Consider the following 22,022-nt stretch of genomic DNA (forward strand, 5'->3'; position numbering starts at 1 on the left):
TAGCATACCTCTTCCTTTTCTAACAACTTAATTGTATATCACATTTAAACAAATGTGATATATCTTTTAACTGAAAGAGAAATTAATACATCATATTTAAAACTACTTGAAAATAAAAAACACATCCTGCTCTAAAGCACGATGTGTTTTTTATTTTACAACTACAAGATGTGGTCCATTTTGTTCTCTTTCTTTTATTACCTCATTCTGCTGTTTTTCTTCTCGTTTTACATGACTAGCAATATTAAGTAGTATTCCCATCGCAAGTAGATTAGCTAATAAAGAACTACCACCGTAGCTGACAAACGGTAATGGTACTCCTGTAAGTGGTATTACTCCAGACATACCACCAACATTAATAAACGTTTGAACTCCAAACAAGCTTGCAATTCCGATAGCTATTAAACTTCCAAATGGATCAGTACATTTTTGTGCAACTCTAAATGACCGAATAATAATAAGTAATAAACAGATTAAAATGATAGCTACACCTATAAAACCAAGTTCTTCAGATATAATTGCCATTATAAAATCCGTTTGCGGTTCTGGTAAATAACCATATTTTTGTACACTATTCCCTAATCCTCTACCATTAAGCCCTCCAGAAGCGATTCCAATAAATGAATTCACTAATTGAAACCCATCCTTTTGAGGATCATTAAACGGATCAAGGAAAACAGAAAAACGCGCCTTTTGATATGGATTTAATGCATAATTACCAAGAAGATATAGTGCCGGAATCCATACTATAGAAGTTAAAGCAATTCGTTTAATCCATAAGTTAACCTGTACTCCCGAACAAAGAAACATAATTCCTACTGTTCCTGCAATTAACAAATCAGTACCTAAATCATTTTGCTTTAATATTAAAAACATGATTATACCAACACCAATAAGTACTGGACCTGACCCTTTGGAAACAGGTGTATTCGTTTCTTGTCTTTTGGCAAAGAAATGAGCTAAGACAAGAATAACTGTTATCTTAACAAATTCTGCAGGCTGTATTCCAAATATCCAGCCGTTTGCACCGTTTACTTTCTTAGTGAAAAAGGCAGCTGCAGCTAATAAGGCAACACTAGCACCGTAACTCCCCAACAAAAAAATTCGTTTTCTCCAAACTTTATATGGGATAGTAGCAATAATTATTAATACTATTGTCCCAACAACTAAAGTAATTAATTGTCTTTTAAAAAAGAAATTTGCTGGTTTATCAAATCTCGAAATCGCAACAATGGAACTAGAACTATATACCATTATTACTCCCAGCACACATAAGATAACAAGAGGAAGTAACAATGAATAATCCATTGATTTCCATACTTTTTTCATTTCATTTCCTCTTTCTGTTTCAATTTAATTATTGTTGTATTCCATATGTACATTGATTCTTCCTGCTTTATTATACAAATAAAAAGCCCAAACTAATTTAGTTTGAGCCCCCTTATTTGAACCCGTTATTGTTGTTTGTTTGTAAACGCTTCATGAAGTGCAGATAACTCACGTTCGAGCTCACCTAACATTGCTTTCCCTTGTTCTTCTGCAATAAGACCAAGGCGAACTGCAAAATCGACCTCGCGGGATAGTCCAAACATTTGTGTGTCTAACACTTCTTCATATAATGGACATTGCGGCATTGTAAGATGGTCCATTTGCACCTTAATAAGTCTTAAAATCTTCTCTGCATCCGCTTGTAGAAGGGCTAGTGCCTTTTCCTGATGATTTGCTACTGTCTCAGACGCCAAATTGATTCCCTCCGTTTCCGTCCTACTCTCCTCTATCCTATCTATTAATATTAGCGATAGTTTTAATAAATTGCAATAGAAACATTTTTTGTGACAACAGTGTCTAATGCTATTATACTGAAAAGTGGGAGTATAACACAAATGGGGGAACAACAATGAGCGAAATTTTATTTATTAACGGAAAAGTACGTTTTCCAATCACTATTGATCCAACTGTTTGGATCTTTGATGATCGAAAAGTAGATTTGACAACTTACTTTGATGAAACTAGAGAAAACACGTCTGAACTAGAAACTTATTTAAAAAACACTTCAGAACATTGGGATCGTGAAATTCGTGATGGTGCTGCCTTCCCGCCGATACAACAAAGTGTAAAGAAATATAAAAAAGAACAACTAATTACTGGAACATTTGGTATACCATTTCATCCATTCCTTGCTAACGCTGAAATTTTAGAGGACGCTACGCAAGTTGAAATTGAAACTGTAGATCATACAATGACAATTCCATTAGAAACTGTCAAAAATGCTATACTAGGTTTTTCAAAAGAAGGAAAGCCATTAAAAGAAGACGGACCTGTTCATCTCTATTTCAATGATGGATCTAATCGACAAAATCCAATCCGGAACATCCGTAAATTTACAATTATTTAAAGAAAAGGAGTGAGCTTAAGCTCACTCCTTTTTACAATAAATCTGCTGCTAGTTGAGCTAGATTAGATCGCTCCCCTTTAACAAACTTCACATGACCACTAATGCGCTGTTCTTTAAACTTCTCTACAACATACGTTAAGCCATTATTATATTCATCTAAATATGGGTGATCAATTTGCTGAGGATCTCCCATCAATACAATCTTACTCTTTTCCCCTACCCTAGTTAGTATCGTTTTCACTTCATGCTTTGTTAAATTTTGTGCTTCGTCAATGATAATGAACTGATCTGGAATACTTCTCCCGCGTATATAAGTAAGGGCTTCTACTTCAATCGAACCCATTCCAGCTAAAATAGCATCTAACTCTCCTGGCTTTTTCGTATTAAATAAATACTCTAGGTTATCAAAAATTGGTTGCATCCATGGTCTTAACTTTTCTTCTTTTTCTCCTGGTAAATAACCGATATCTTTTCCGACTGGGACAATTGGTCTTGCAACGAGTAATTTTTTATATAACCCTAAGTCTTCTGTTTGCATAAGTCCCGAAGCTAACGCAAGTAACGTTTTTCCTGTGCCGGCTTTCCCCGTTAATGTTACGAGCGAAATATCTTCACGAAGCAACAATTCTAATCCCATAATTTGCTGCACGTTTCGTGGTCGTATCCCCCACACTTGTTCATTGTGAAAAATAAGTTTCTTTACCTTCTTACCTAAGTGATCCACAATGCCAAGCGCAGAACTAGAGCCCCCTAATGCATCTTTCATTACTACAAATTGATTTGGGTAAAAAGGGTGATTCGCAATTTCAGATAGAGGCAATTCACCTTTCTCATAAAAATAATCCAATTGTTCTTTTGATATATATCCTTCTAAAAAGCCAGAATATATATTTTCTACTTCAATTACGCGATCACTTAAATAATCTTCAGCCTTCAAACCAATTGCATCAGCTTTTACCCTTACGAGTACATCTTTACTTACTAAAATAACAGACTTCCCGTCCTCTTTTTCCTGTTCTTCTAAAGATAGATTTTTTGCTACAGCTAAAATTCGATTATCATTTGTTTTTTCTACAAAAATATCTTGTAGTTGCACAAATGAACGATGGTTTAATTCAATACGAAATGTTCCGCCATTTTCTAGCGGGATACTTTCATGCAGCTTTCCTATTTCACGAAATTTATCTATTAACTTAGATACATAACGAGCATTTCGTCCTACTTCATCCATATAACGTTTTTTCGAATCAACCTCTTCTAATACAACTGCTGGAATCACTACTTCATTGGTTTCAAATGAAAAAATAGATAAAGGATCCTGCAAAAGTACATTCGTATCTAACACATAAATTTTATCCAACCTGTTACCCCCTGACTCCACTTTTAAATTTGTAGAACAAGGGTTTCATCCATAAAATATGGACGAACCATTGTTATAATTATATGTACCGTGTAAACGAGGTAGAATCGAAAATCATAGTCATTAAACCTTTTATTTATTCTTTATTCATTTCTATTCAATATATTACTTTTTATTATAATTATTAACGTTAAATCACAATAACCGATTACAAAAGTGAATAAACGAATTTCTTATTTAGCACATTTATAATTCTCTTATTCCTACTAGTACTTCGTTATCCAGCTTTTTGGCCGCCCGAAGATCGTATGTTTTTTCATATGTTGGTTCAATTGCAAGTTTCGCTCCATAAAACATAACATCACGTACTTCTTGCACATTAACTTCTATTACAGTTAATTTCAAAGAAATACCTTCCATTCTATCTGTCAAAATTTCACCTGCACCCCTTATAGAAAATACGGATTCATTCGCCATTATAGTCAATACTACACCTGTATTATGCCTTATATTTTCCACAATACGTGAACGTTGATCTACTGCAAATCGAATACTAGTTTTGCTCACTGCATACACCCAAGAAATAGCACTTACGTTAGGAACTTGTTTTTCGAAATCTGTCGTTGCTATCATCACAATACACTCTTTACGCAACGTTTGTACTAAACCCTCTGTTAAAGTAGGCTCTACTACATTCGCCATATTTTCACCTCCAAACATACTTGGTATATCCTTATCATAACTTATTTTTTGAATTGCGAAAATATTATTTTTTCCCACTATTATTCAAAAACATTATACTTCCATGATATACTTATACTGATAGAATTCGTATTGAGGTGACGAAATGAGAGTCAAATGTATGATTTGTGATAAAAAAGATATGTTAGATGATGAAAATCCTATGGCAAAAAAACTGCGTAATCGCCCTATTCATACATATATGTGCATGGAATGTTCGGAACGAATTGCAGAGCGTACAATGGAACGTCATGCAAGTGGTAATTTCCGATTATATCGTGATAAAAAAGTCGAAGACGATTGGTAAAATGTAAATAAGTCCTTACTCATATAGATAAGGACTTATTTATATTTTTCAGGCTCACGATTCATTTGATCCAAGAAACAATCAATAGCTTCTAATGGAAACCTTGCAGATTTCCTTTCCCCTTTCATTTCATATGTAATTAAATACATTTCCTCGTTCTTTTTAACTTCCACATTTTTTAATTTATGTTCTTCATATATCATATTTTGAAATAACAAATACGTTTCTTTTGCAGCACTATCATCCGGACGTGATTCCGCAACTGTTTTAATTGTTAACCAATTATATAGTGCATCTTGTACTGAACGCATAAAACTTCGCCCCCTCACCCTGCTTTTTGTTGTTTCGCTTGACGCAAACGCAATCTATAAATTCCAAGTACAATTGCCGCTACAACAAGTCCTTCTCCAACAGGTAAAAATACAGCAAAAAAGGTTAATACTGTACATCCAATTGCTAATGATATGTATATTACTATATTTTTTAGTACAGACAACTTTCTAGCAAATCCTAAATTATAGACGAGAGCACTTAATATAATAATCGTCCCATAAAGTAACCACATTCCTAACTCTGGATTTTCATCAACTTTACATAATTTCGCAAAAAAAGACATTCTTTCTAACACTATTTATCCCCCCTTCTCATAAAAAACAAAATTTCTTTATGTACTTAATACAAGAGTAACCTGCGAAAAAAATACTGTCCACTAAAAAGAGTAAATATTCTAAAAAATAAACATAAAAAAACAGCTACCTTAAAGGTAGCTGTTTTATTTTTTATGCTTCTACAGATTTCTTTTTCTTAGCAGCTCTTTCACGTTCGCTCTTATCAAGAATCTTTTTACGTAAACGAATTGATTCTGGAGTTACTTCACAGAACTCGTCATCGTTTAAGTACTCTAATGACTCTTCTAGAGTCATTAAGCGTGGTTTTTTCATTGTTGAAGTTTGATCTTTCGTTGCAGAACGAATGTTAGTTTGTTGTTTCATTTTCACAACGTTAACTGTTAAGTCGTTCTCACGAGTATGTTCTCCTACGATCATACCAGCATATACTTCTGTACCTGGTTCAACGAAGATTACACCACGGTCTTCAACTTGCATAATACCGTATTGTGATGCTTTTCCTGTTTCAAGTGAAACTAGAACACCTTGGCGACGTCCACCCACTTGTCCAGCATGTACTGGTTGGTAGCAATCGAATGTATGGTTTAAAATACCGTAACCACGAGTTAATGTTAGGAATTCTGTTGTGTAACCAATTAAACCACGTGCCGGAACCATGAAAGTAAGGCGAACTTGACCGTTTCCGTTATTCACCATATCTAACATTTCACCTTTACGTGCACCCATTGATTCCATAATAGAACCAGTGTATTCTTCAGGAACATCGATTTGTACGCGCTCTACAGGTTCACATCTTACGCCATCGATATCTTTAATAATTACTTCAGGCTTAGATACTTGTAGTTCATAACCTTCACGACGCATGTTTTCAATTAAGATAGATAAATGCAATTCCCCGCGTCCAGATACGATCCATGCATCAGGAGAATCTGTATTATCTACACGTAAACTTACATCTGTTTCTAATTGTGAACGAAGACGCTCTTCAATTTTACGAGATGTAATAAATTTACCTTCACGACCTGCAAATGGGCTGTTATTTACAAGGAATGTCATTTGTAGCGTTGGCTCATCAATACGTAATAATGGTAAAGCCTCTTCATGCTCAACCGGACATACCGTTTCACCTACGTTGATGTCTTCCATACCTGAAACAGCTACTAAATCTCCAGCTTTTGCTTCTTCAATTTCTTGACGTTTTAATCCAATGTAACCGAATAATTTCGTTACGCGGAATTGTTTTACACTTCCGTCAACTTTCATTAAAGCAACTTGTTGTCCAACCTTCATTGTACCGCGGAATACGCGTCCAACTCCAATACGTCCAACGTAGTCGTTGTAATCAAGAAGTGCTACTTGGAATTGAAGTGGCTCTTCGCTGTTATCAACTGGTGCTGGAATATGTTCGATAATTGTATCGAATAATGATTTCATATTCTCTTCTTGATTTGCCGGATTTGAATCCAAGCTTGCTGTTCCGTTCATTGCTGATGCAAATACAACTGGGAACTCTAATTGATCTTCGTTTGCACCAAGTTCGATGAATAAGTCAACTACTTCATCAACTACTTCATCAGGGCGAGCGAAGTCACGGTCAATTTTGTTTACAACAACGATTGGAGTTAAGTTTTGCTCAAGAGCTTTCTTTAAAACAAATCGTGTTTGTGGCATACAACCTTCATATGCATCAACAACAAGTAGAACACCATCAACCATTTTCATGATACGTTCTACTTCTCCACCGAAGTCAGCGTGACCTGGTGTATCTAAAATGTTAATTCTTTTATCTTCATAGTGAATCGCTGTATTCTTCGCTAAAATTGTAATACCGCGTTCTCTTTCTAGATCATTTGAATCCATTGCGCGTTCTTCAATATGTTCATTCGCACGGAATGTCCCCGCTTGACGTAATAACTGGTCAACAAGTGTTGTTTTACCATGGTCAACGTGGGCAATAATTGCTATATTACGTAAATCTTGTCGTTTTTTCAACATGTCCAACTCCTAATGTCTTTTTAATCCTTCTCTATTATAAGAGCGAAGGGGATACAATAGCAATTAAAATAAAAGCAAGAATGAAAATATAGTTGTATTCTTACTTTTGTGAAAGTAAAATGAGATTGGAGGGTGAAGAAATGGAACACATTCAATATCGCTTTTTATTAACCGCAATTATCGGTGTTATTTTCTTAATCGGTATCGGCATTATGATTGCTGAAAATAGTCCAATCGGTATTATTATTTGCATTATCGGTACATTTGTTGCAGTTGGATACGGTTTTGTAACAAAAAGAAAAATGCGCAAATCACAATAACGCTAAAAAGTAAGAAGCTTATACATAGCCTCTTACTTTTTTTGTGGCTCTGATATAAAAGATAACACTTCTTCATACACTCCTGGTTTTGCAACTAGCACACTGCTCTTCTCTATGATAGAAAGTGGCGCTCCAGAGAATGTCGTTACCTTCCCTCCAACTTCTTCTACAATTATCTGTCCTCCGCCAAAGTCCCATGGTGATAATCTCGGCGTTACATATGCATCTATTCTTCCAGTTGCAACGTACACCATCTCTAACGCTGCACAGCCATACGATCTCGTGCCCCTTGCTTTCTTAACAAGTGCCATCATACTTTCCATATTAAGCAATGGATTATCTGTAAGCCATACCGCATTTAAAGCTACAATACCTTGCTCTACAGTTCCTTTTTCCAATGGAGGAATTGATATATCATTACAAAAAGCTCCAGATCCCTTGACTGCATGATATAGTTCATCATGTACTGGATCATAAATAAGTCCAATCTTTCCGATACCGTTCTTATAAATCCCAATTGAAATTGCAAAATTTCTTTTTTGATGAACAAAGTTCATCGTGCCGTCAATTGGATCAATTAACCAAACAACCCCGTCAGAAGACGTTATCTCGTCTCCATAACCTTCTTCTCCTAAAATATTATGATTCGGGAATGTTTCTTTAATTTTCCCAATTAAAAACTGTTCTATCTCTCGGTCCATATTTGTAACTAAGTCAGCTGCATTGGATTTTGTTTCTATAATAAGTGCTTTTTTCATGGATGCCATTAAATGCTCTCCTGCATCCCGAATCCACCGTTTGGCGTGTGCATCGATGTCTTTCCATACTTCTTGCATGTTTAAACACTCCGATCTTTACTGTTCACAGAAAAAACGAACCCTTTATAAGGTTCGCACCAACTAATTTTTTATACATATACTATTATTACGCTTCTAAACGAATCATTTCAAGTCTTAACACTTCTAACTTTTGTACACACTCTTCTTTTTTCTGTTTATCATCTTCCATCATCGCATCATATAAAGTTGCTAATTCATAATCTAGCTCCAAACGTAGCACCGGTATTCTCTTTTCGGCATCTGTTCTCTTTAACGCATTAATCACCTGTCTCATATTATTTGCCTCCTCCCAATATTCGTCTGCCCTCGGACTAGAATTAATTCAATTTTCTGATTTTTTGTTTTATACTATACTATGTTGGATAAATCATCTATGCAACAAAATTATATTTTTTTATTTAAATTTTTTTGTGCTGTTTTTTTTATGAATAGTACAAGCTATGCTAAAATAAAAGCAAAATAGGAGTTGGAGGAACAATCATGACAATACAAACATTCAAGTCAACTGATTTTGATGTCTTTACAGTTGATGGTCTCGAAGAACGAATGAGTGCAATTAAAACGAACATTCATCCTAAGCTAGAAGCTTTAGGGGAACAATTTGCAGAATACTTATCCCAACACACTGATGAGAACTTTTTTTATCATGTTGCAAAACACGCACGTCGCAAAGTCAATCCACCAAACGATACTTGGGTTACTTTTTCAACAAATAAACGAGGATATAAAATGCTACCGCATTTCCAAATCGGCTTATGGGGTACTCATGCCTTCATATACTTTGGTTTAATCTATGAGTGTCCACAAAAAGTTGAGACGGCTCATGCCTTCTTAGAACATTTAAATGATTTAAAAACAAATATTCCAAATGACTTCGTTTGGTCCATTGACCATACTAAACCAAGTGTGAAATTACATAAAACACTTGAAACGGAAGACTTACAAAAGATGATTGAACGACTAGCTACTGTAAAAAAAGCAGAATTATTAGTTGGTATTCATATATCACCAGAGGAGTTTTCAGCAATGACCAACGAACAATTCCTTGCTAAGATTGAATCTACGATGCAATCACTCCTTCCTTTATATGCACTTTGTAATCGATAGTAGAAAACGGACAATTTATATTGTCCGTTTTTAGTTGTTATCACATTATATCACTTCAGTTTTTATTTTTCAAAATATTTTTTATATTTTTACAAGCTTTTGTTCTTCGACTTCCTTTGCTCTTTGAATAGCACGATATATAGAGTATCCACTTACTTCTTGAAACTCTTTATCAATTTTCTTTTCTTCTGCTTTCGATGGAACAATCTCTTTAAAACGACGATATAAACCCATTAATTCTTCTCTTATAATTCCTTTTTCATAAGCTTTCTCAATTGCTTCATAAAACTTCACAATTATAACCATTTCCTCATTTGACCAATCATAATCTAACGGATATTGATATTCCATTTCGCACCTCATTTATCATTTCTTCTTGTTTCATTATGCTATCTTAAAGAGAATGTTTTATTCTTCATTATAGCCACTCTGCATTATACACTATTTATTCATTTTAATGGAATTGTCTTCCTCCATTCATTAGTTGAGGCTAACTATTAAACATACTCACCTTAAAAATATTTTTTTCTATACATCTATAATTATTGGTGATATAATGCTTTTGTTTTATAGAAAATAAAGTGAAGCTACCATCTCAAAACCGATTTTTTGAATGGCAGAAAAACAAGCCTCATTCTAAAAAAAAGGACTTACCTTTTTTAGAGCAGGATTATATAAAACAAATTAAATATTATGAAGAAGAAGGGGTGTATAGATTGTCCCAATACGAAACACCATTGTTTACCGCTTTAGTTGAGCACAGTAAGCGAAATCCAATTCAATTCCATATTCCTGGTCATAAAAAAGGACAAGGCATGGATCCTACATTTCGCGAATTTATTGGGCATAATGCATTAGCAATTGATTTAATTAATATTGCGCCACTCGATGATTTACATCATCCAAAAGGTATGATTAAAGAAGCACAGGATTTAGCAGCCGCTGCATTCGGTGCAGATCATACTTTCTTTTCTATTCAAGGTACAAGTGGCGCTATTATGACAATGGTGATGAGCGTTTGCGGTCCTGGTGACAAAATCCTAGTACCACGAAACGTGCATAAATCAGTAATGTCAGCTATTATTTTCTCAGGTGCAAAACCGATTTTCATGCATCCTGAAATCGATCCGAAACTCGGTATTTCTCATGGAATCACAATTCAATCTGTCAAAAAAGCACTTGAAGAGCACTCAGATGCAAAGGGCTTACTTGTTATTAATCCAACGTACTTTGGATTTGCTGCAGACTTAGAACAGATTGTACAATTAGCACATTCTTATGACATCCCTGTACTAGTCGACGAGGCTCATGGTGTTCATATTCATTTTCACGATGAATTGCCGATGTCAGCGATGCAAGCTGGTGCAGACATGGCAGCAACAAGTGTTCACAAATTAGGAGGCTCTTTAACTCAAAGTTCTATTCTTAATGTGAAAGAAGGCTTGGTGAATGTAAAACATGTCCAATCTATTATTAGCATGCTTACAACTACATCAACTTCTTACATCTTGTTAGCATCACTTGATGTTGCGAGAAAACGTCTTGCTACAGAAGGAACAGCACTCATAGAACAAACAATACAATTAGCTGAACATGTTCGTGATGCTATAAATTCTATTGAGCATCTTTACTGTCCTGGAAAAGAAATGTTAGGTACAGATGCTACCTTTAACTATGATCCTACAAAGATAATTGTATCTGTAAAAGATTTAGGTATTACCGGCCACCAAGCTGAAGTATGGCTTAGAGAGCAATATAACATTGAAGTAGAACTCTCAGATCTATACAACATACTATGTCTTATCACTTTAGGCGACACAGAAAGTGATACAAATACACTTATTGCAGCATTACAAGATTTAGCAGCAACATTTAGAAATAGGGCAGATAAAGGTGTTCAAGTACAAGTAGAGATTCCAGAAATTCCAGTGCTAGCACTTTCTCCTCGAGATGCTTTTTATTCGGAAACAGAAGTCATTCCATTTGAAAATGCAGCGGGTCGTATTATAGCTGATTTTGTTATGGTTTATCCGCCAGGGATTCCAATCTTTACTCCGGGGGAAATTATTACACAAGAAAACTTAGAGTATATTCGTAAAAACTTAGAAGCAGGTTTACCTGTACAAGGTCCTGAAGATATGACATTACAAACATTACGTGTTATTAAAGAGTACAAGCCTATCAGTTGATAGGTTTTTTTTTCACCTTTTTTCCTTTTCTTCATACGATACTAAAGAATGTAACGTATAGGTGGGGATACTATTATGATTGTAATAGGCCGTTCTATTGTACATCCTTATATTACAAATGAATATGAGCCATTTGCAGCAGAGAAACAACAAATTTTATCAATAATGGCAGGAAATCAAGAAGTTTATTCCTTCCGAACAGCTGATGAACTCAGCTTTGATCTCAATTTACGAGTTAATATTATTATCTCTGCACTAGAACTTTTTCAAAGTGGATTTCAGTTTCGCACATTTCAACAATCCTTTTGCAACCCCCAGTATTGGAAAAGAACATCCCTTGGAGGATTCGAGCTTCTTCCAAACATACCACCTTCTATTGCCATACAAGATATTTTCAAAAACGGAAAACTATATGGAACTGAATGCGCAACCGCTATGATCATTATTTTTTATAAAGCTTTATTATCATTGTATGAGGAAGAAACTTTCAATCGTCTATTTGCAAACCTTTTACTTTATACATGGGACTACGATCAAGATCTAAGACTCATAACAAAAAACGGTGGCGATCTTGTTCCAGGTGACCTCGTTTACTTTAAAAATCCACAAGTGAATCCAGCTACGATTGAGTGGCAAGGAGAAAACACAATCTATTTAGGAAATTTCTTTTTTTACGGACATGGCGTAGGTGTAAAAACAAAAGAAGAAATTATTTATTCATTAAATGAACGACGAGTCCCTTACGCTTTTATTTCAGCTTTCTTGACCGATACTATTACCCGTATAGATAGCCGTATAATGAGCCAATACGCTTCTTCTAGTACACCACAGACATCCATAAGCTTTATTCCAATTAGAGATGATGCAATCGTTGCAACAGTTGGCCATACAACTACAATTTATTAAAAAAGCGCCTACACATGTAGGCGCTTTTTCTTATTATTAAGCTTTTGTATGTTCTTTATGGTCACATTCGCAATGAGATCCACATTTCCCGTATAGTACTGTTGATTTTTCATCTTCAAAATGTCCAATTGTTCCTTCACATACTTGGCATACGATTGTTCCCATTTTCATTTCCCCCTGAGTTTTAATAGTAATCTATTTATCTATCATTAAGCTTTCGCATTATCTTTTCTAGCACAGTCACAATTTGTTCCACATTTTCCGTAAAGTACTGTCGTTTTCTCATCTTCAAAATGTCCGATTGTTCCTTCACATACTTGGCATACGATTGTTCCCATTTTTCATTTCCCCCTAAGTTTATGGTCCTAAAAACTTTTAGCTGTCCATTTCCTATCAATTATTGGGCTTTTGTATGCTCTGTGTGATCACATCCGCAAGATCCACATTTCCCGTAAAGTACCGTTACTTTCTCATCTTCGAAGTGTGCAATTGTACCTTCACAATCTTGACATACGATTGTTCCCATTTTTCATTTCCCCCTAAGTTTATAATCCCAAAAACTTTTTTGTAACCGCTTAACTTTCTGTCTTTATTTTAATATGTTATACTTTTTACGTCAATAGGTTTTTAGTATAACACATTAAATATTTTAAATTTTAATTAGTATGCGATATTCAAATAAAAAACAGCCATATTTATAAGTACGACTGTTTCACATTAATTATTCTTCATATTCCGCATGTAAAGAAGTTGACGGAACTAGAAATTTGAAAAACTGAGCTAACTCCTTCGCTTCCTCTTCTGATCCTAATTTAAAAATCTCCTGTATATATTGAACATTCTCTACATCATCTCTTCCGAGTAAAGTAGACCTTCCTGTTTGCATACAAACAATGAGCGGTTTTCCAAAAAACATATTTGTATAAATAACACCAAAATCATAACGTGTATCATGTGTCATAAACCCTAAAAATCGTACCTTCACACTTTCATGCTCATCATACAATTTTTCAAACATTGGTTTCCACCTTTCTACATCACGTTTCATTAATAGTATATTAAACAAAACATGTAATACTCCTTTTAATTGTCAAAAAATTCAGTAGGATGTAGAATGATAGTATTCTACTAAGTTAGGGGGAACTTATATGCAACACGCCTTTATTACGCTTGTACCAAAATCCAAACAACAATCTGTTTCAATAGATGATATAAAACAACTTTTTCATTATTATAAAACAGTTACTTCTAAAACTGGTGCCCAAATTAATTACACGTATACAAATACCGCTTTTCCTTATGAAATTTTAGATACATCTACAACAACATTAAAACTTCAATCCAATCACGACCGGTATGACTCAATTTATATTGGTGTTGGTATAGAAAATGAACAATTTTTCATCCAAGTTTCTTTACCACCTAATGCAACATATGGTGACAAAGGGAAAGCAAATGAATTTTGCCGTTTTTTAGCGAAGAAATTAGAAGGAGAGTTACAATTATTTAATGGAAGAACAATGTATTTTTATAAACGTTAATTTAAAAAATAAATAATACGATTAAAAATAGTATACAATTCGAACATGTAAGAAATAACGCTTGCTTTCTTACGTGTAATACAAAATACGCTATTACATAGGCTAAATACAGGAATACGAAAAAAAGAATAACTTTATAATGAAACTTATCACCATTCGATAATGTTAATACAGTGGAAAAGCCACTCCATAGTAGTAAATGATAAAATATAACATGTAATATTTTCATGGAACCTTCTCCTTTGACATGCTCTATTTTATTAATATATGGGGTTAAGTTTGAATCAATTACATATTATAGGATGATATATATTACCTTTGAAGTAAGTTACGCCTAAATCATTTGTGAAAGTATTATATATTCATTCGACAAGTACGTTTAAAGACCTTGCAAGTCATTTGATGAAAATAAAAATAGCCCCTCTCTTACAATAAGAGAGGGGCTATTTACATTACTTAAATTATTTTACAATGTGAATTGGCATTCCAAGAGCAACTTCAGCTGCTTCCATTGTGATTTCACCTAATGTTGGGTGAGCATGGATTGTTTGAGCGATATCTTCAGCTGTCATTCCAGCTTCGATAGCTAAACCAATCTCAGAGATAATATCAGAAGCACCTGCACCTGCAACTTGAGCACCTACAAGAAGACCATCTTCTTTACGTGTTACAAGTTGTAGGAAACCGTCAGTGCTGTTTAATGATAATGCACGACCGTTAGCAGCGAATGGGAACTTAGATACAGTTACAGTCATTCCAGCTTCTTCAGCTTGTTTTTTAGTGTAACCAACAGATGCTAATTCTGGATCAGTGAAGCATACTGCAGGAATTCCGATGTAATCGATAGCTGATGCATGGCCACTAATTGCTTCTACAGCTACTTTACCTTCGTAAGAAGCTTTGTGAGCTAATGGTGGTCCAGGAACGATATCACCGATTGCATAGATGTTTGGTACATTTGTACGACATTGCTCATCGATTTCGATGATGCCGCGGTCAGTCATTTTAACTCCAACTTGCTCAAGACCGATTTCTTGAGTGTTTGGACGACGACCTACAGTTACTAATACGTAATCTGCTTCTACAGTTTGGATTTCACCTTTAACTTCAAAGCTAACTTTTACGCCAGTTTCTGTTTCTTCAACGCCTTTAGCCATAGCTTTTGTATGGATATTTACGTTACCTTTTTTCTGTAGAGCACGTTTAACAACAGAGCTCATAGCTTTTTCGAAACCAGCTAAGATTTCGTCGCCAGCTTCTACTACAGTAACTTCTGTACCGAAGTTAGCATATGCAGTACCTAATTCCATACCGATGTAACCGCCGCCGATTACAACAAGTTTTTTAGGAATTTCAGGTAAGCTTAAAGCACCTGTAGAGTTGATAACACGTTTAGAGTATTTGAATCCTGGAATTTCGATTGGTGTAGAACCAGTTGCAAGAACAGCATTTTTAAACGTATAAGTTTGAGCTGCATCTTCAGTCATAACGCGTAATGTATTAGCATCTACGAAGTAAGCTTCACCGCGAATGATTTCAACTTTGTTACCTTTAAGAAGGCCTTCAACACCGCCAGTTAATTTCTTAACTACGCCGTTTTTCCATTCTTGAACTTTTGTAAAGTCAACTTTTACGTTCTCTGCAGTGATACCCATGTCATCAGAATGCATTGCATTCTCATAACGATGACCTGCATTGATTAACGCTTTTGAAGGAATACATCCAACGTTTAAGCATACGCCACCAAGGTTAGCTTTTTCAATGATTGCTACCTTTTGACCTAATTGTGCTGCACGAATTGCCGCAACGTATCCACCAGGACCTGCACCAACAACGACTGTATCTAATTCAATTGGGAAATCTCCTACTACCATTGTTATTACGCCTCCATTACTAATAATTGTGGGTCATTCAATAGACGTTTAATTTGGTTTAACGCTTTTTGAGCAGTTGCGCCGTCAATTAAACGATGGTCAAAGCTTAGAGATAATGCTAATACTGGAGCTGCAACGATCTCACCATTTTTCACAACTGGTTTTTCAGCGATACGGCCGATACCAAGGATTGCTACTTCTGGGTGATTGATAACTGGAGTGAACCATTGTCCACCTGCAGAACCAATGTTTGTAATTGTGCAAGAAGCACCTTTCATTTCAGTTGGAGCTAGACGACCTTCACGTGCTTTACCAGCAAGATCATTGATCTCGTTAGAAATAGTGAAGATAGACTTGCGATCTGTATCTTTAACAACTGGTACTAATAGACCTTTGTCTGTATCAGCTGCGATACCGATGTTGAAGTAATGTTTATGAACTACTTCTTGAGATGCATCGTCTAAAGAAGTGTTTAACATTGGGTATTCACGTAATGCAGATGTTAAAGCTTTAACAACGTATGGAAGGTAAGTTAATTTAATACCTTTGTCAGCTGCTACTGCTTTGAACTTCTTACGGTGAGCAACAAGCTCAGTTACATCAACTTCATCCATTAATGTTACGTGAGGAGCTGTATGCTTAGAGTTAACCATTGCTTTCGCAATCGCTTTACGGATACCACTCATTTTCTCACGAGTTTCTGGATATTCACCAGCTGGAATTGGTTGTGCTTTTGGTGCTTCTTCTTTCGCTGCTGCTGGAGTAGCTTCTACTGCTGCTGGAGCCTCAGTTGCTGCTACAGTTTGTCCACCATTTGCAAATGCATCGATGTCAGCTTTTACGATACGGCCGTTCTTACCAGTACCAGCTACTTTATGAATGTCTACACCTTTTTCACGAGCGTATTTACGAACAGATGGCATAGCGATTACGCGCTCATTTACTACTTCTGCAGTTGCTGCTGGAGTAGCTTCCGCTGCTGGAGCTTCTACTGCTGCTTCTTCAGCTTTTGGAGCTTCATCATGATCGTCACCTTTAAATTTAAGGTTTTCGTATCCAGGAGCATCAAATTTAATTAATGTATCTCCTACGATTGCAACTGTTCCTTCTTCTACAAGTACTTCAAGTACTTTACCTTTAACAGGAGAAGGGATTTCTACTACTGCTTTATCATTTTGCACTTCAAGAAGTACATCGTCTTCATTTACTTCATCGCCTGGTTTAATAAACCATTTTACGATTTCACCTTCGTGGATACCTTCACCGATATCTGGTAGTTTAAATTCAAATGCCACGGAATTCAGCCCCCTGATTCATTTCATTATTATGGAATATGTACAAAAGAAACCAGCATGTGCTGATTTCTTTTGCACATGAAAAACTAAAAATTAGAAGTTCATTACTTTGTTTACAGCTTCAACAATATCCTTGTGGTTTGGTAACCATACGCTCTCTGCTTGAGAGAATGGGAATACTGTATCAGCAGCTGCAACACGTACAACTGGAGCTTCTAAGTTTAAGATTGCACGGTCGTTAATTTCCGCTACAACGTTAGCTGCAATACCAGCTTGTTTTTGAGCTTCTTGAACTACAACTACGCGACCTGTTTTTTCAACAGAAGCGATGATTGTTTCGATATCTAATGGTTGAACTGTACGTAAGTCAACAACCTCTAAAGAGATACCTTCTTTTTCAAGTTCTTCAGCAGCTTTTAATGCAGCGTGAACCATAGCACCGTAAGCGATAACAGATACATCTGTACCTTCACGTTTGATATCAGCTTTACCTAAATCAATTGTGTATTCGCCTTCTGGTACATCTTGACGGAATGAACGGTACAATTTCATATGCTCTAAGTAGATAACTGGATCGTTGTCACGAATCGCAGAGATTAAAAGACCTTTAGCATCGTATGGAGTAGATGGAATAACAACTTTTAGACCAGGTTGTTGAGCCACTAATCCTTCTAAGCTATCAGCATGTAGTTCAGGAGTATGAACACCACCACCGAATGGAGAACGAACTGTTACTGGAGCAGTCCAACGTCCACCAGAACGGTAACGCATACGAGCCAATTGACCAGAAATTGAATCCATTACTTCAAAAACGAAACCGAAGAATTGGATTTCTGGAACTGGACGGAATCCTTCAAGTGCAAGACCAACTGCAAGTCCACCAATACCAGACTCTGCAAGTGGAGTATCCATTACACGATCTTCACCAAATTCAGCTTGTAAACCTTCAGTAGCACGGAATACACCACCGTTTACACCAACGTCTTCACCAAATACAAGTACGTTAGGATCATTTTTCATTTCAACGCGTAAAGCATCAGTGATTGCTTGAATCATTGTCATTTGAGCCATGGCTTACTTCGACTCCTTTTCTTTGTAAATTTCATATTGTTCAGCTAAGTTGTAAGGCATTTTTTCGTACATGATTTCCATTAAATCAGTTACTTTTTGTTTTGGAGCTTGGTCAGCCTTAGCAATTGCTTGTTTGATATCTTCTTTTGCTTCTTCGATTACTGTCTCTTCAACTTCTTGAGACCATAGGCCTTTAGCTTCTAAGAACTTACGGAAGCGTACGATTGGGTCTTTTTGTTCCCATTCGTTTTCGATATCTTTTGTACGGTAACGAGTTGGGTCATCACCAGCCATTGTATGTGGACCGTAACGGAATGTTAAAGTCTCGATTAAAGTAGGGCCTTCGCCATTTACTGCGCGCTCACGAGCGAAAGCAGTTGCTGCGTATACAGCTAATGGATCCATACCGTCTACTTGAATTCCGTAAATACCTGCTGCTACTGCTTTTTGTGCTACAGTTTTAGCTGCAGATTGCTTTTCTACTGGAGTAGAAATTGCATAACGGTTGTTTTGAACAACGAAGATTGCTGGAGCTTTGAATGCACCTGCAAAGTTCATACCTTCGTAGAAGTCACCTTGTGAAGCACCACCGTCACCAGTGTAAGTAATTGCAACAGATTTTTTACCACGTAGTTTCATACCTAACGCAACACCAGCAGTTTGGATGATTTGCGCACCGATAATGATTTGTGGAGCTAATGCATTTACATTCTCAGGCATTTGGTTACCCATGAAGTGTCCACGAGAGAATAAGAATGCTTGGTATAATGGTAATCCGTGCCATACTAATTGTGGTACATCACGGTATCCTGGTAAGATGAAGTCTTCTGCTTCAAGTGCGAAATGACTCGCTAATTGAGAAGCTTCTTGTCCAGCTGTAGGTGCGTAGAAACCTAAACGTCCTTGACGGTTTAAAGAAATAGAACGTTGATCTAATACGCGTGTATACACCATACGACGCATTAATTCTTTTAATTGATCATCAGATAATTCAGGCATAGCTGCTTCATTCACAACTTCACCGTTTTCATTTAAAATTTGTAATGTTTCAAATTGAGCTGCGATAGCTTTCATTTGCTCATCAACATTAAATAGGGTCTTTTTTGTTTTAGTACCCATTCCGTTCACCTCTTCCTCTCTTGAACCATATTCTGAAACGCTTTCACTGGCTATTTTCCAGTTTAAAAAGCGCAACGATGTAAACCAACATGTTTGTCTGTCGGTTGAGAATAATTTTGTGTACCTAACAATCTGTACTAATGTTTTTTCAGAAACATATTAATACAATCTTGATCACGTTTTTTAGTTTACAACTATTCTAATTACGATGTCAATTACTTTGAATACGTTTTTTTATAAATAATATGCAGGTTTCTACTACACAAACGTGTTTTTATTTTTTACATCTGTATTAGTAAGCATTGACCTACTGTTATATTATTCCCTTTTTCACTTATTTTTTCTCTTAGAATAATATGTAAACGATTTAATTCTCTTTAGTTTTTCTCTCTTCGTAACAAAAATATACAAACTACTCTTCCTTTTTTAGGTAAATACCTATACATTTCCACCCTCTCTTCCATACATTATAGTAACCGCAGTATTAGCGGGAAATGATAAAGGAGGTCATCTCATGTACGGATACTCATATTGTTATCCAACTTGTTCATATCCTTCCTACGGTTATGGCGGTTCTTGTGGCGGGTCTGGACGCGGCTTCGCCTTAATCGTTGTGTTGTTTATTCTTTTAATTATCGTTGGTGCTGCTTGCATTCGCTAATGTAAAACGAAACAACTATGGAAAGAAAAAGACGGCTTTGCCGTCTTTTTCTTTTTATCACATACATAACTACTCTATAATAGAACGATTTCCAAAATGCCTACCCTTTCTTGCCGATGACTTTTTCCATCTCCTTTGGTAGACTAAAGAGGAAAGGAGAGATTACATATGCTTACAATGAAAGATGTTATTCGCGAAGGAGATCCTATTTTGCGCAACGTTGCAGAAGAGGTGTCATTACCGGCAAGCGAAGAAGATACAACTACCTTAAAAGAAATGATTGAATTCGTAATAAATAGCCAAGATCCTGAAATGGCTGAAAAATATAGTTTACGCCCTGGAATCGGATTAGCGGCTCCGCAAATCGGTGTTTCAAAAAAAATGATTGCAGTTCATGTAACCGATGCGGATGGTACATTATATAGCCATGCATTATTCAATCCAAAAATCATTAGCCATTCTGTTGAACGTACATATTTACAGGGTGGTGAAGGCTGTCTATCTGTAGACCGCGAAGTACCTGGTTATGTTCCTCGTTATACAAGAATTACAGTAAAAGCAACTTCTATTAACGGCGAAGAAGTAAAATTGCGTTTAAAAGGTTTACCAGCAATCGTATTCCAACACGAGATTGACCATTTAAATGGCGTTATGTTCTATGACCATATCAATAAAGAAAATCCTTTTGCCGCTCCTGATGATTCCAAACCTCTAGAGCGATAATAATAAAGAGGCGGAAGTTAATCTTCCGCCTCTTTATTATGAAATGGGTTCCATATTCACTTATAGCAATCCAGCCCACTTTAGTCCATGATATATACCGTCTTCACTAACATCCTTTGTCACATGATTTGCAAGTTTTTTCAAGTCTTCATGGCCATTTCCCATCACAATACCTGTGCCAACGGCTTCGATCATTTCTAAATCATTTAAACCATCTCCAAATGCATACACTTGATCACGATTAAAACCTAACTTTTCAATGTATTTCTCAATTCCTTTTGCCTTAGAACCACCATTCGGAATGATATCCATTGAATATGCATGCCAACGAATAAAATGAAAATCTGGATAATGATTAATAAACTTTTCCTCTTCATTTACTTCACAAAAAAGTAGTGTTTGATAAATATTACGTTCCTCATAAAAATTAGGCTCATATGGTGGATGCTCAAAGTTTAAGCTTCCAAAGCCTTCTTTCACATAATCATGATATTCCACTGATGCTCTCATATCTTGATGGTCAAGATATACAAGTGGATATCCTTCTTGTTTTGCAAACTGAGTAAACTTATGTAAAGCATCTGGATGTAACGGATTATTAAATATTATCTCATCTTCAAAGACAACGTATTGTCCATTAAAACTAACATAATTATGTATATCAAGTTCCTTACGAATATCTTCGAACATAAATGGCGCGCGCCCTGTCGCAATTGCTACATGTACACCTTTTTCTTGTAACTGTTTTACTGCATCTCGTGTAGATTGTGGAATTTTTTTATCATGATCTAATAATGTTCCATCAATATCAAAAAAGACAATTTTATCATTCATTTGTCAAAATCCTTTCTGGCACTCTATATTCCTATTTTGAATATCACTTTTCAAATTCTAAAAAAAAGTATAACATATTAAACATCTGTGAAGAAAGCGTTCCCTTTCTGACCTTA

Annotated in this window: 29 protein-coding genes; 9 read left to right on the forward strand and 20 right to left on the reverse strand. The window is 35.8% G+C overall.

The window, feature by feature from the left end:
- Positions 1 to 150: 150 nt before the first annotated feature.
- Both ACQRBL_RS19615 and ACQRBL_RS19620 read right to left on the reverse strand, forming a co-directional pair.
- Positions 151 to 1,329 (reverse strand): FtsW/RodA/SpoVE family cell cycle protein, encoded by a 1,179-nt coding sequence (locus tag ACQRBL_RS19615; protein WP_071729772.1) that lies wholly within the window; start codon positions 1,327 to 1,329, stop codon positions 151 to 153.
- 125 nt (positions 1,330 to 1,454) lie between these two features.
- The gene (locus ACQRBL_RS19620; RefSeq protein WP_000135694.1) at positions 1,455 to 1,742 is read right to left on the reverse strand and encodes a YlaN family protein; all 288 of its coding nucleotides are present in this window, start codon (positions 1,740 to 1,742) and stop codon (positions 1,455 to 1,457) included.
- A 155-nt stretch (positions 1,743 to 1,897) separates the two neighbouring features.
- Here ACQRBL_RS19620 and ACQRBL_RS19625 point away from each other — a divergent pair, with 155 nt between their 5' ends.
- Positions 1,898 to 2,395, forward strand: a complete 498-nt coding sequence (locus ACQRBL_RS19625; protein WP_097960789.1) for a hypothetical protein — start codon at positions 1,898 to 1,900, stop codon at positions 2,393 to 2,395.
- A 31-nt stretch (positions 2,396 to 2,426) separates the two neighbouring features.
- Here the strand turns inward: ACQRBL_RS19625 and ACQRBL_RS19630 are convergent, their stop codons facing one another.
- The gene (locus tag ACQRBL_RS19630) at positions 2,427 to 3,755 is read right to left on the reverse strand and encodes a PhoH family protein (RefSeq protein WP_411996196.1); all 1,329 of its coding nucleotides are present in this window, start codon (positions 3,753 to 3,755) and stop codon (positions 2,427 to 2,429) included.
- A gap of 246 nt (positions 3,756 to 4,001) precedes the next feature.
- The gene (locus tag ACQRBL_RS19635) at positions 4,002 to 4,457 is read right to left on the reverse strand and encodes a pyridoxamine 5'-phosphate oxidase family protein (RefSeq protein ID WP_411996197.1); all 456 of its coding nucleotides are present in this window, start codon (positions 4,455 to 4,457) and stop codon (positions 4,002 to 4,004) included.
- A 145-nt stretch (positions 4,458 to 4,602) separates the two neighbouring features.
- On the opposite strand from ACQRBL_RS19635, the gene ACQRBL_RS19640 reads away from it, so the two are divergent.
- Entirely contained in the window at positions 4,603 to 4,803 is a 201-nt protein-coding gene (locus tag ACQRBL_RS19640; protein ID WP_001995040.1) for a YlaI family protein, read from the forward strand.
- 35 nt (positions 4,804 to 4,838) lie between these two features.
- Here ACQRBL_RS19640 and ACQRBL_RS19645 read toward each other — a convergent pair whose 3' ends face one another.
- The 3 genes from ACQRBL_RS19645 to typA all read right to left on the reverse strand — a co-directional run bounded on the left by ACQRBL_RS19645 (position 4,839) and on the right by typA (position 7,427).
- Positions 4,839 to 5,114 carry a hypothetical protein gene (locus tag ACQRBL_RS19645; protein ID WP_411996198.1) on the reverse strand — a complete coding sequence of 92 codons (276 nt, stop codon included), beginning with the start codon at positions 5,112 to 5,114 and terminating at the stop codon, positions 4,839 to 4,841.
- A 14-nt stretch (positions 5,115 to 5,128) separates the two neighbouring features.
- Entirely contained in the window at positions 5,129 to 5,431 is a 303-nt protein-coding gene (locus ACQRBL_RS19650) for a YlaH-like family protein (RefSeq protein ID WP_000893662.1), read from the reverse strand.
- Positions 5,432 to 5,582: 151 nt separating this feature from the next.
- Positions 5,583 to 7,427: a translational GTPase TypA gene (gene typA, locus ACQRBL_RS19655; protein WP_000914752.1), complete on the reverse strand. Its 1,845-nt coding sequence runs from the start codon at positions 7,425 to 7,427 to the stop codon at positions 5,583 to 5,585.
- A 140-nt stretch (positions 7,428 to 7,567) separates the two neighbouring features.
- Here typA and ACQRBL_RS19660 point away from each other — a divergent pair, with 140 nt between their 5' ends.
- The gene (locus ACQRBL_RS19660) at positions 7,568 to 7,747 is read left to right on the forward strand and encodes a DUF5325 family protein (RefSeq protein ID WP_000400123.1); all 180 of its coding nucleotides are present in this window, start codon (positions 7,568 to 7,570) and stop codon (positions 7,745 to 7,747) included.
- Positions 7,748 to 7,779: 32 nt separating this feature from the next.
- On the opposite strand, the gene ACQRBL_RS19665 is transcribed toward ACQRBL_RS19660, so the two are convergent.
- Both ACQRBL_RS19665 and ACQRBL_RS19670 read right to left on the reverse strand, forming a co-directional pair.
- Complete coding sequence (locus ACQRBL_RS19665; protein WP_001158706.1) at positions 7,780 to 8,583, reverse strand: inositol monophosphatase family protein; 804 nt, start codon at positions 8,581 to 8,583, stop codon at positions 7,780 to 7,782.
- Positions 8,584 to 8,671: 88 nt separating this feature from the next.
- Positions 8,672 to 8,860, reverse strand: coding sequence for a hypothetical protein (locus ACQRBL_RS19670; RefSeq protein WP_001250164.1), 189 nt, complete (start codon positions 8,858 to 8,860; stop codon positions 8,672 to 8,674).
- A gap of 206 nt (positions 8,861 to 9,066) precedes the next feature.
- On the opposite strand from ACQRBL_RS19670, the gene ACQRBL_RS19675 reads away from it, so the two are divergent.
- The gene (locus ACQRBL_RS19675) at positions 9,067 to 9,693 is read left to right on the forward strand and encodes a YktB family protein (RefSeq protein WP_098866462.1); all 627 of its coding nucleotides are present in this window, start codon (positions 9,067 to 9,069) and stop codon (positions 9,691 to 9,693) included.
- 81 nt (positions 9,694 to 9,774) lie between these two features.
- Here the strand turns inward: ACQRBL_RS19675 and ACQRBL_RS19680 are convergent, their stop codons facing one another.
- Positions 9,775 to 10,044, reverse strand: a complete 270-nt coding sequence (locus tag ACQRBL_RS19680) for a UPF0223 family protein (RefSeq protein ID WP_097960788.1) — start codon at positions 10,042 to 10,044, stop codon at positions 9,775 to 9,777.
- Between the two features lie 365 nt (positions 10,045 to 10,409).
- Between ACQRBL_RS19680 and speA the strand changes: the two genes are divergently transcribed.
- Both speA and ACQRBL_RS19690 read left to right on the forward strand, forming a co-directional pair.
- Positions 10,410 to 11,882 carry an arginine decarboxylase gene (gene speA / locus ACQRBL_RS19685; RefSeq protein WP_000084899.1) on the forward strand — a complete coding sequence of 491 codons (1,473 nt, stop codon included), beginning with the start codon at positions 10,410 to 10,412 and terminating at the stop codon, positions 11,880 to 11,882.
- Between the two features lie 75 nt (positions 11,883 to 11,957).
- Positions 11,958 to 12,788, forward strand: coding sequence for a protein-glutamine gamma-glutamyltransferase (locus tag ACQRBL_RS19690; RefSeq protein ID WP_000635337.1), 831 nt, complete (start codon positions 11,958 to 11,960; stop codon positions 12,786 to 12,788).
- Between the two features lie 36 nt (positions 12,789 to 12,824).
- Here ACQRBL_RS19690 and ACQRBL_RS19695 read toward each other — a convergent pair whose 3' ends face one another.
- The 4 genes from ACQRBL_RS19695 to ACQRBL_RS19710 form a co-directional block, all read right to left on the reverse strand.
- Positions 12,825 to 12,953, reverse strand: a complete 129-nt coding sequence (locus tag ACQRBL_RS19695; protein WP_000536796.1) for a GapA-binding peptide SR1P — start codon at positions 12,951 to 12,953, stop codon at positions 12,825 to 12,827.
- A 44-nt stretch (positions 12,954 to 12,997) separates the two neighbouring features.
- Positions 12,998 to 13,126 (reverse strand): GapA-binding peptide SR1P, encoded by a 129-nt coding sequence (locus ACQRBL_RS19700; RefSeq protein WP_000536803.1) that lies wholly within the window; start codon positions 13,124 to 13,126, stop codon positions 12,998 to 13,000.
- A 59-nt stretch (positions 13,127 to 13,185) separates the two neighbouring features.
- Positions 13,186 to 13,314, reverse strand: coding sequence for a GapA-binding peptide SR1P (locus tag ACQRBL_RS19705; protein WP_000536778.1), 129 nt, complete (start codon positions 13,312 to 13,314; stop codon positions 13,186 to 13,188).
- Positions 13,315 to 13,509: 195 nt separating this feature from the next.
- Positions 13,510 to 13,806: a DUF3055 domain-containing protein gene (locus ACQRBL_RS19710; protein ID WP_000462038.1), complete on the reverse strand. Its 297-nt coding sequence runs from the start codon at positions 13,804 to 13,806 to the stop codon at positions 13,510 to 13,512.
- Between the two features lie 130 nt (positions 13,807 to 13,936).
- On the opposite strand from ACQRBL_RS19710, the gene ACQRBL_RS19715 reads away from it, so the two are divergent.
- Positions 13,937 to 14,329 carry a DUF1885 family protein gene (locus ACQRBL_RS19715; RefSeq protein WP_023522926.1) on the forward strand — a complete coding sequence of 131 codons (393 nt, stop codon included), beginning with the start codon at positions 13,937 to 13,939 and terminating at the stop codon, positions 14,327 to 14,329.
- A 1-nt stretch (position 14,330) separates the two neighbouring features.
- Here the strand turns inward: ACQRBL_RS19715 and ACQRBL_RS19720 are convergent, their stop codons facing one another.
- The 5 genes from ACQRBL_RS19720 to pdhA all read right to left on the reverse strand — a co-directional run bounded on the left by ACQRBL_RS19720 (position 14,331) and on the right by pdhA (position 19,688).
- Positions 14,331 to 14,558, reverse strand: a complete 228-nt coding sequence (locus ACQRBL_RS19720; RefSeq protein ID WP_000697470.1) for a hypothetical protein — start codon at positions 14,556 to 14,558, stop codon at positions 14,331 to 14,333.
- Positions 14,559 to 14,790: 232 nt separating this feature from the next.
- Positions 14,791 to 16,203 (reverse strand): dihydrolipoyl dehydrogenase, encoded by a 1,413-nt coding sequence (gene lpdA / locus ACQRBL_RS19725; RefSeq protein WP_000260104.1) that lies wholly within the window; start codon positions 16,201 to 16,203, stop codon positions 14,791 to 14,793.
- Positions 16,204 to 16,208: 5 nt separating this feature from the next.
- Positions 16,209 to 17,498, reverse strand: a complete 1,290-nt coding sequence (pdhC, locus tag ACQRBL_RS19730; protein ID WP_000863420.1) for a pyruvate dehydrogenase complex dihydrolipoyllysine-residue acetyltransferase — start codon at positions 17,496 to 17,498, stop codon at positions 16,209 to 16,211.
- 93 nt (positions 17,499 to 17,591) lie between these two features.
- Positions 17,592 to 18,569 carry a pyruvate dehydrogenase complex E1 component subunit beta gene (gene pdhB / locus ACQRBL_RS19735; RefSeq protein ID WP_000068163.1) on the reverse strand — a complete coding sequence of 326 codons (978 nt, stop codon included), beginning with the start codon at positions 18,567 to 18,569 and terminating at the stop codon, positions 17,592 to 17,594.
- 3 nt (positions 18,570 to 18,572) lie between these two features.
- Positions 18,573 to 19,688 carry a pyruvate dehydrogenase E1 component subunit alpha gene (gene pdhA, locus ACQRBL_RS19740; RefSeq protein ID WP_000536895.1) on the reverse strand — a complete coding sequence of 372 codons (1,116 nt, stop codon included), beginning with the start codon at positions 19,686 to 19,688 and terminating at the stop codon, positions 18,573 to 18,575.
- Positions 19,689 to 20,202: 514 nt separating this feature from the next.
- Between pdhA and ACQRBL_RS19745 the strand changes: the two genes are divergently transcribed.
- On the forward strand, positions 20,203 to 20,349 hold the full coding sequence (locus ACQRBL_RS19745; protein WP_000274562.1) for a YjcZ family sporulation protein: 147 nt from the start codon (positions 20,203 to 20,205) through the stop codon (positions 20,347 to 20,349).
- 168 nt (positions 20,350 to 20,517) lie between these two features.
- Positions 20,518 to 21,072 (forward strand): peptide deformylase, encoded by a 555-nt coding sequence (def, locus tag ACQRBL_RS19750; RefSeq protein ID WP_000957048.1) that lies wholly within the window; start codon positions 20,518 to 20,520, stop codon positions 21,070 to 21,072.
- Positions 21,073 to 21,132: 60 nt separating this feature from the next.
- Here the strand turns inward: def and ACQRBL_RS19755 are convergent, their stop codons facing one another.
- The gene (locus ACQRBL_RS19755) at positions 21,133 to 21,906 is read right to left on the reverse strand and encodes a Cof-type HAD-IIB family hydrolase (protein ID WP_000998265.1); all 774 of its coding nucleotides are present in this window, start codon (positions 21,904 to 21,906) and stop codon (positions 21,133 to 21,135) included.
- Between the last annotated feature and the right edge of the window lie 116 nt (positions 21,907 to 22,022).

It is taken from the genome of Bacillus sp. AF62, assembly GCF_050312695.1.
Lineage (GTDB): Bacteria > Bacillota > Bacilli > Bacillales > Bacillaceae_G > Bacillus_A > Bacillus_A cereus.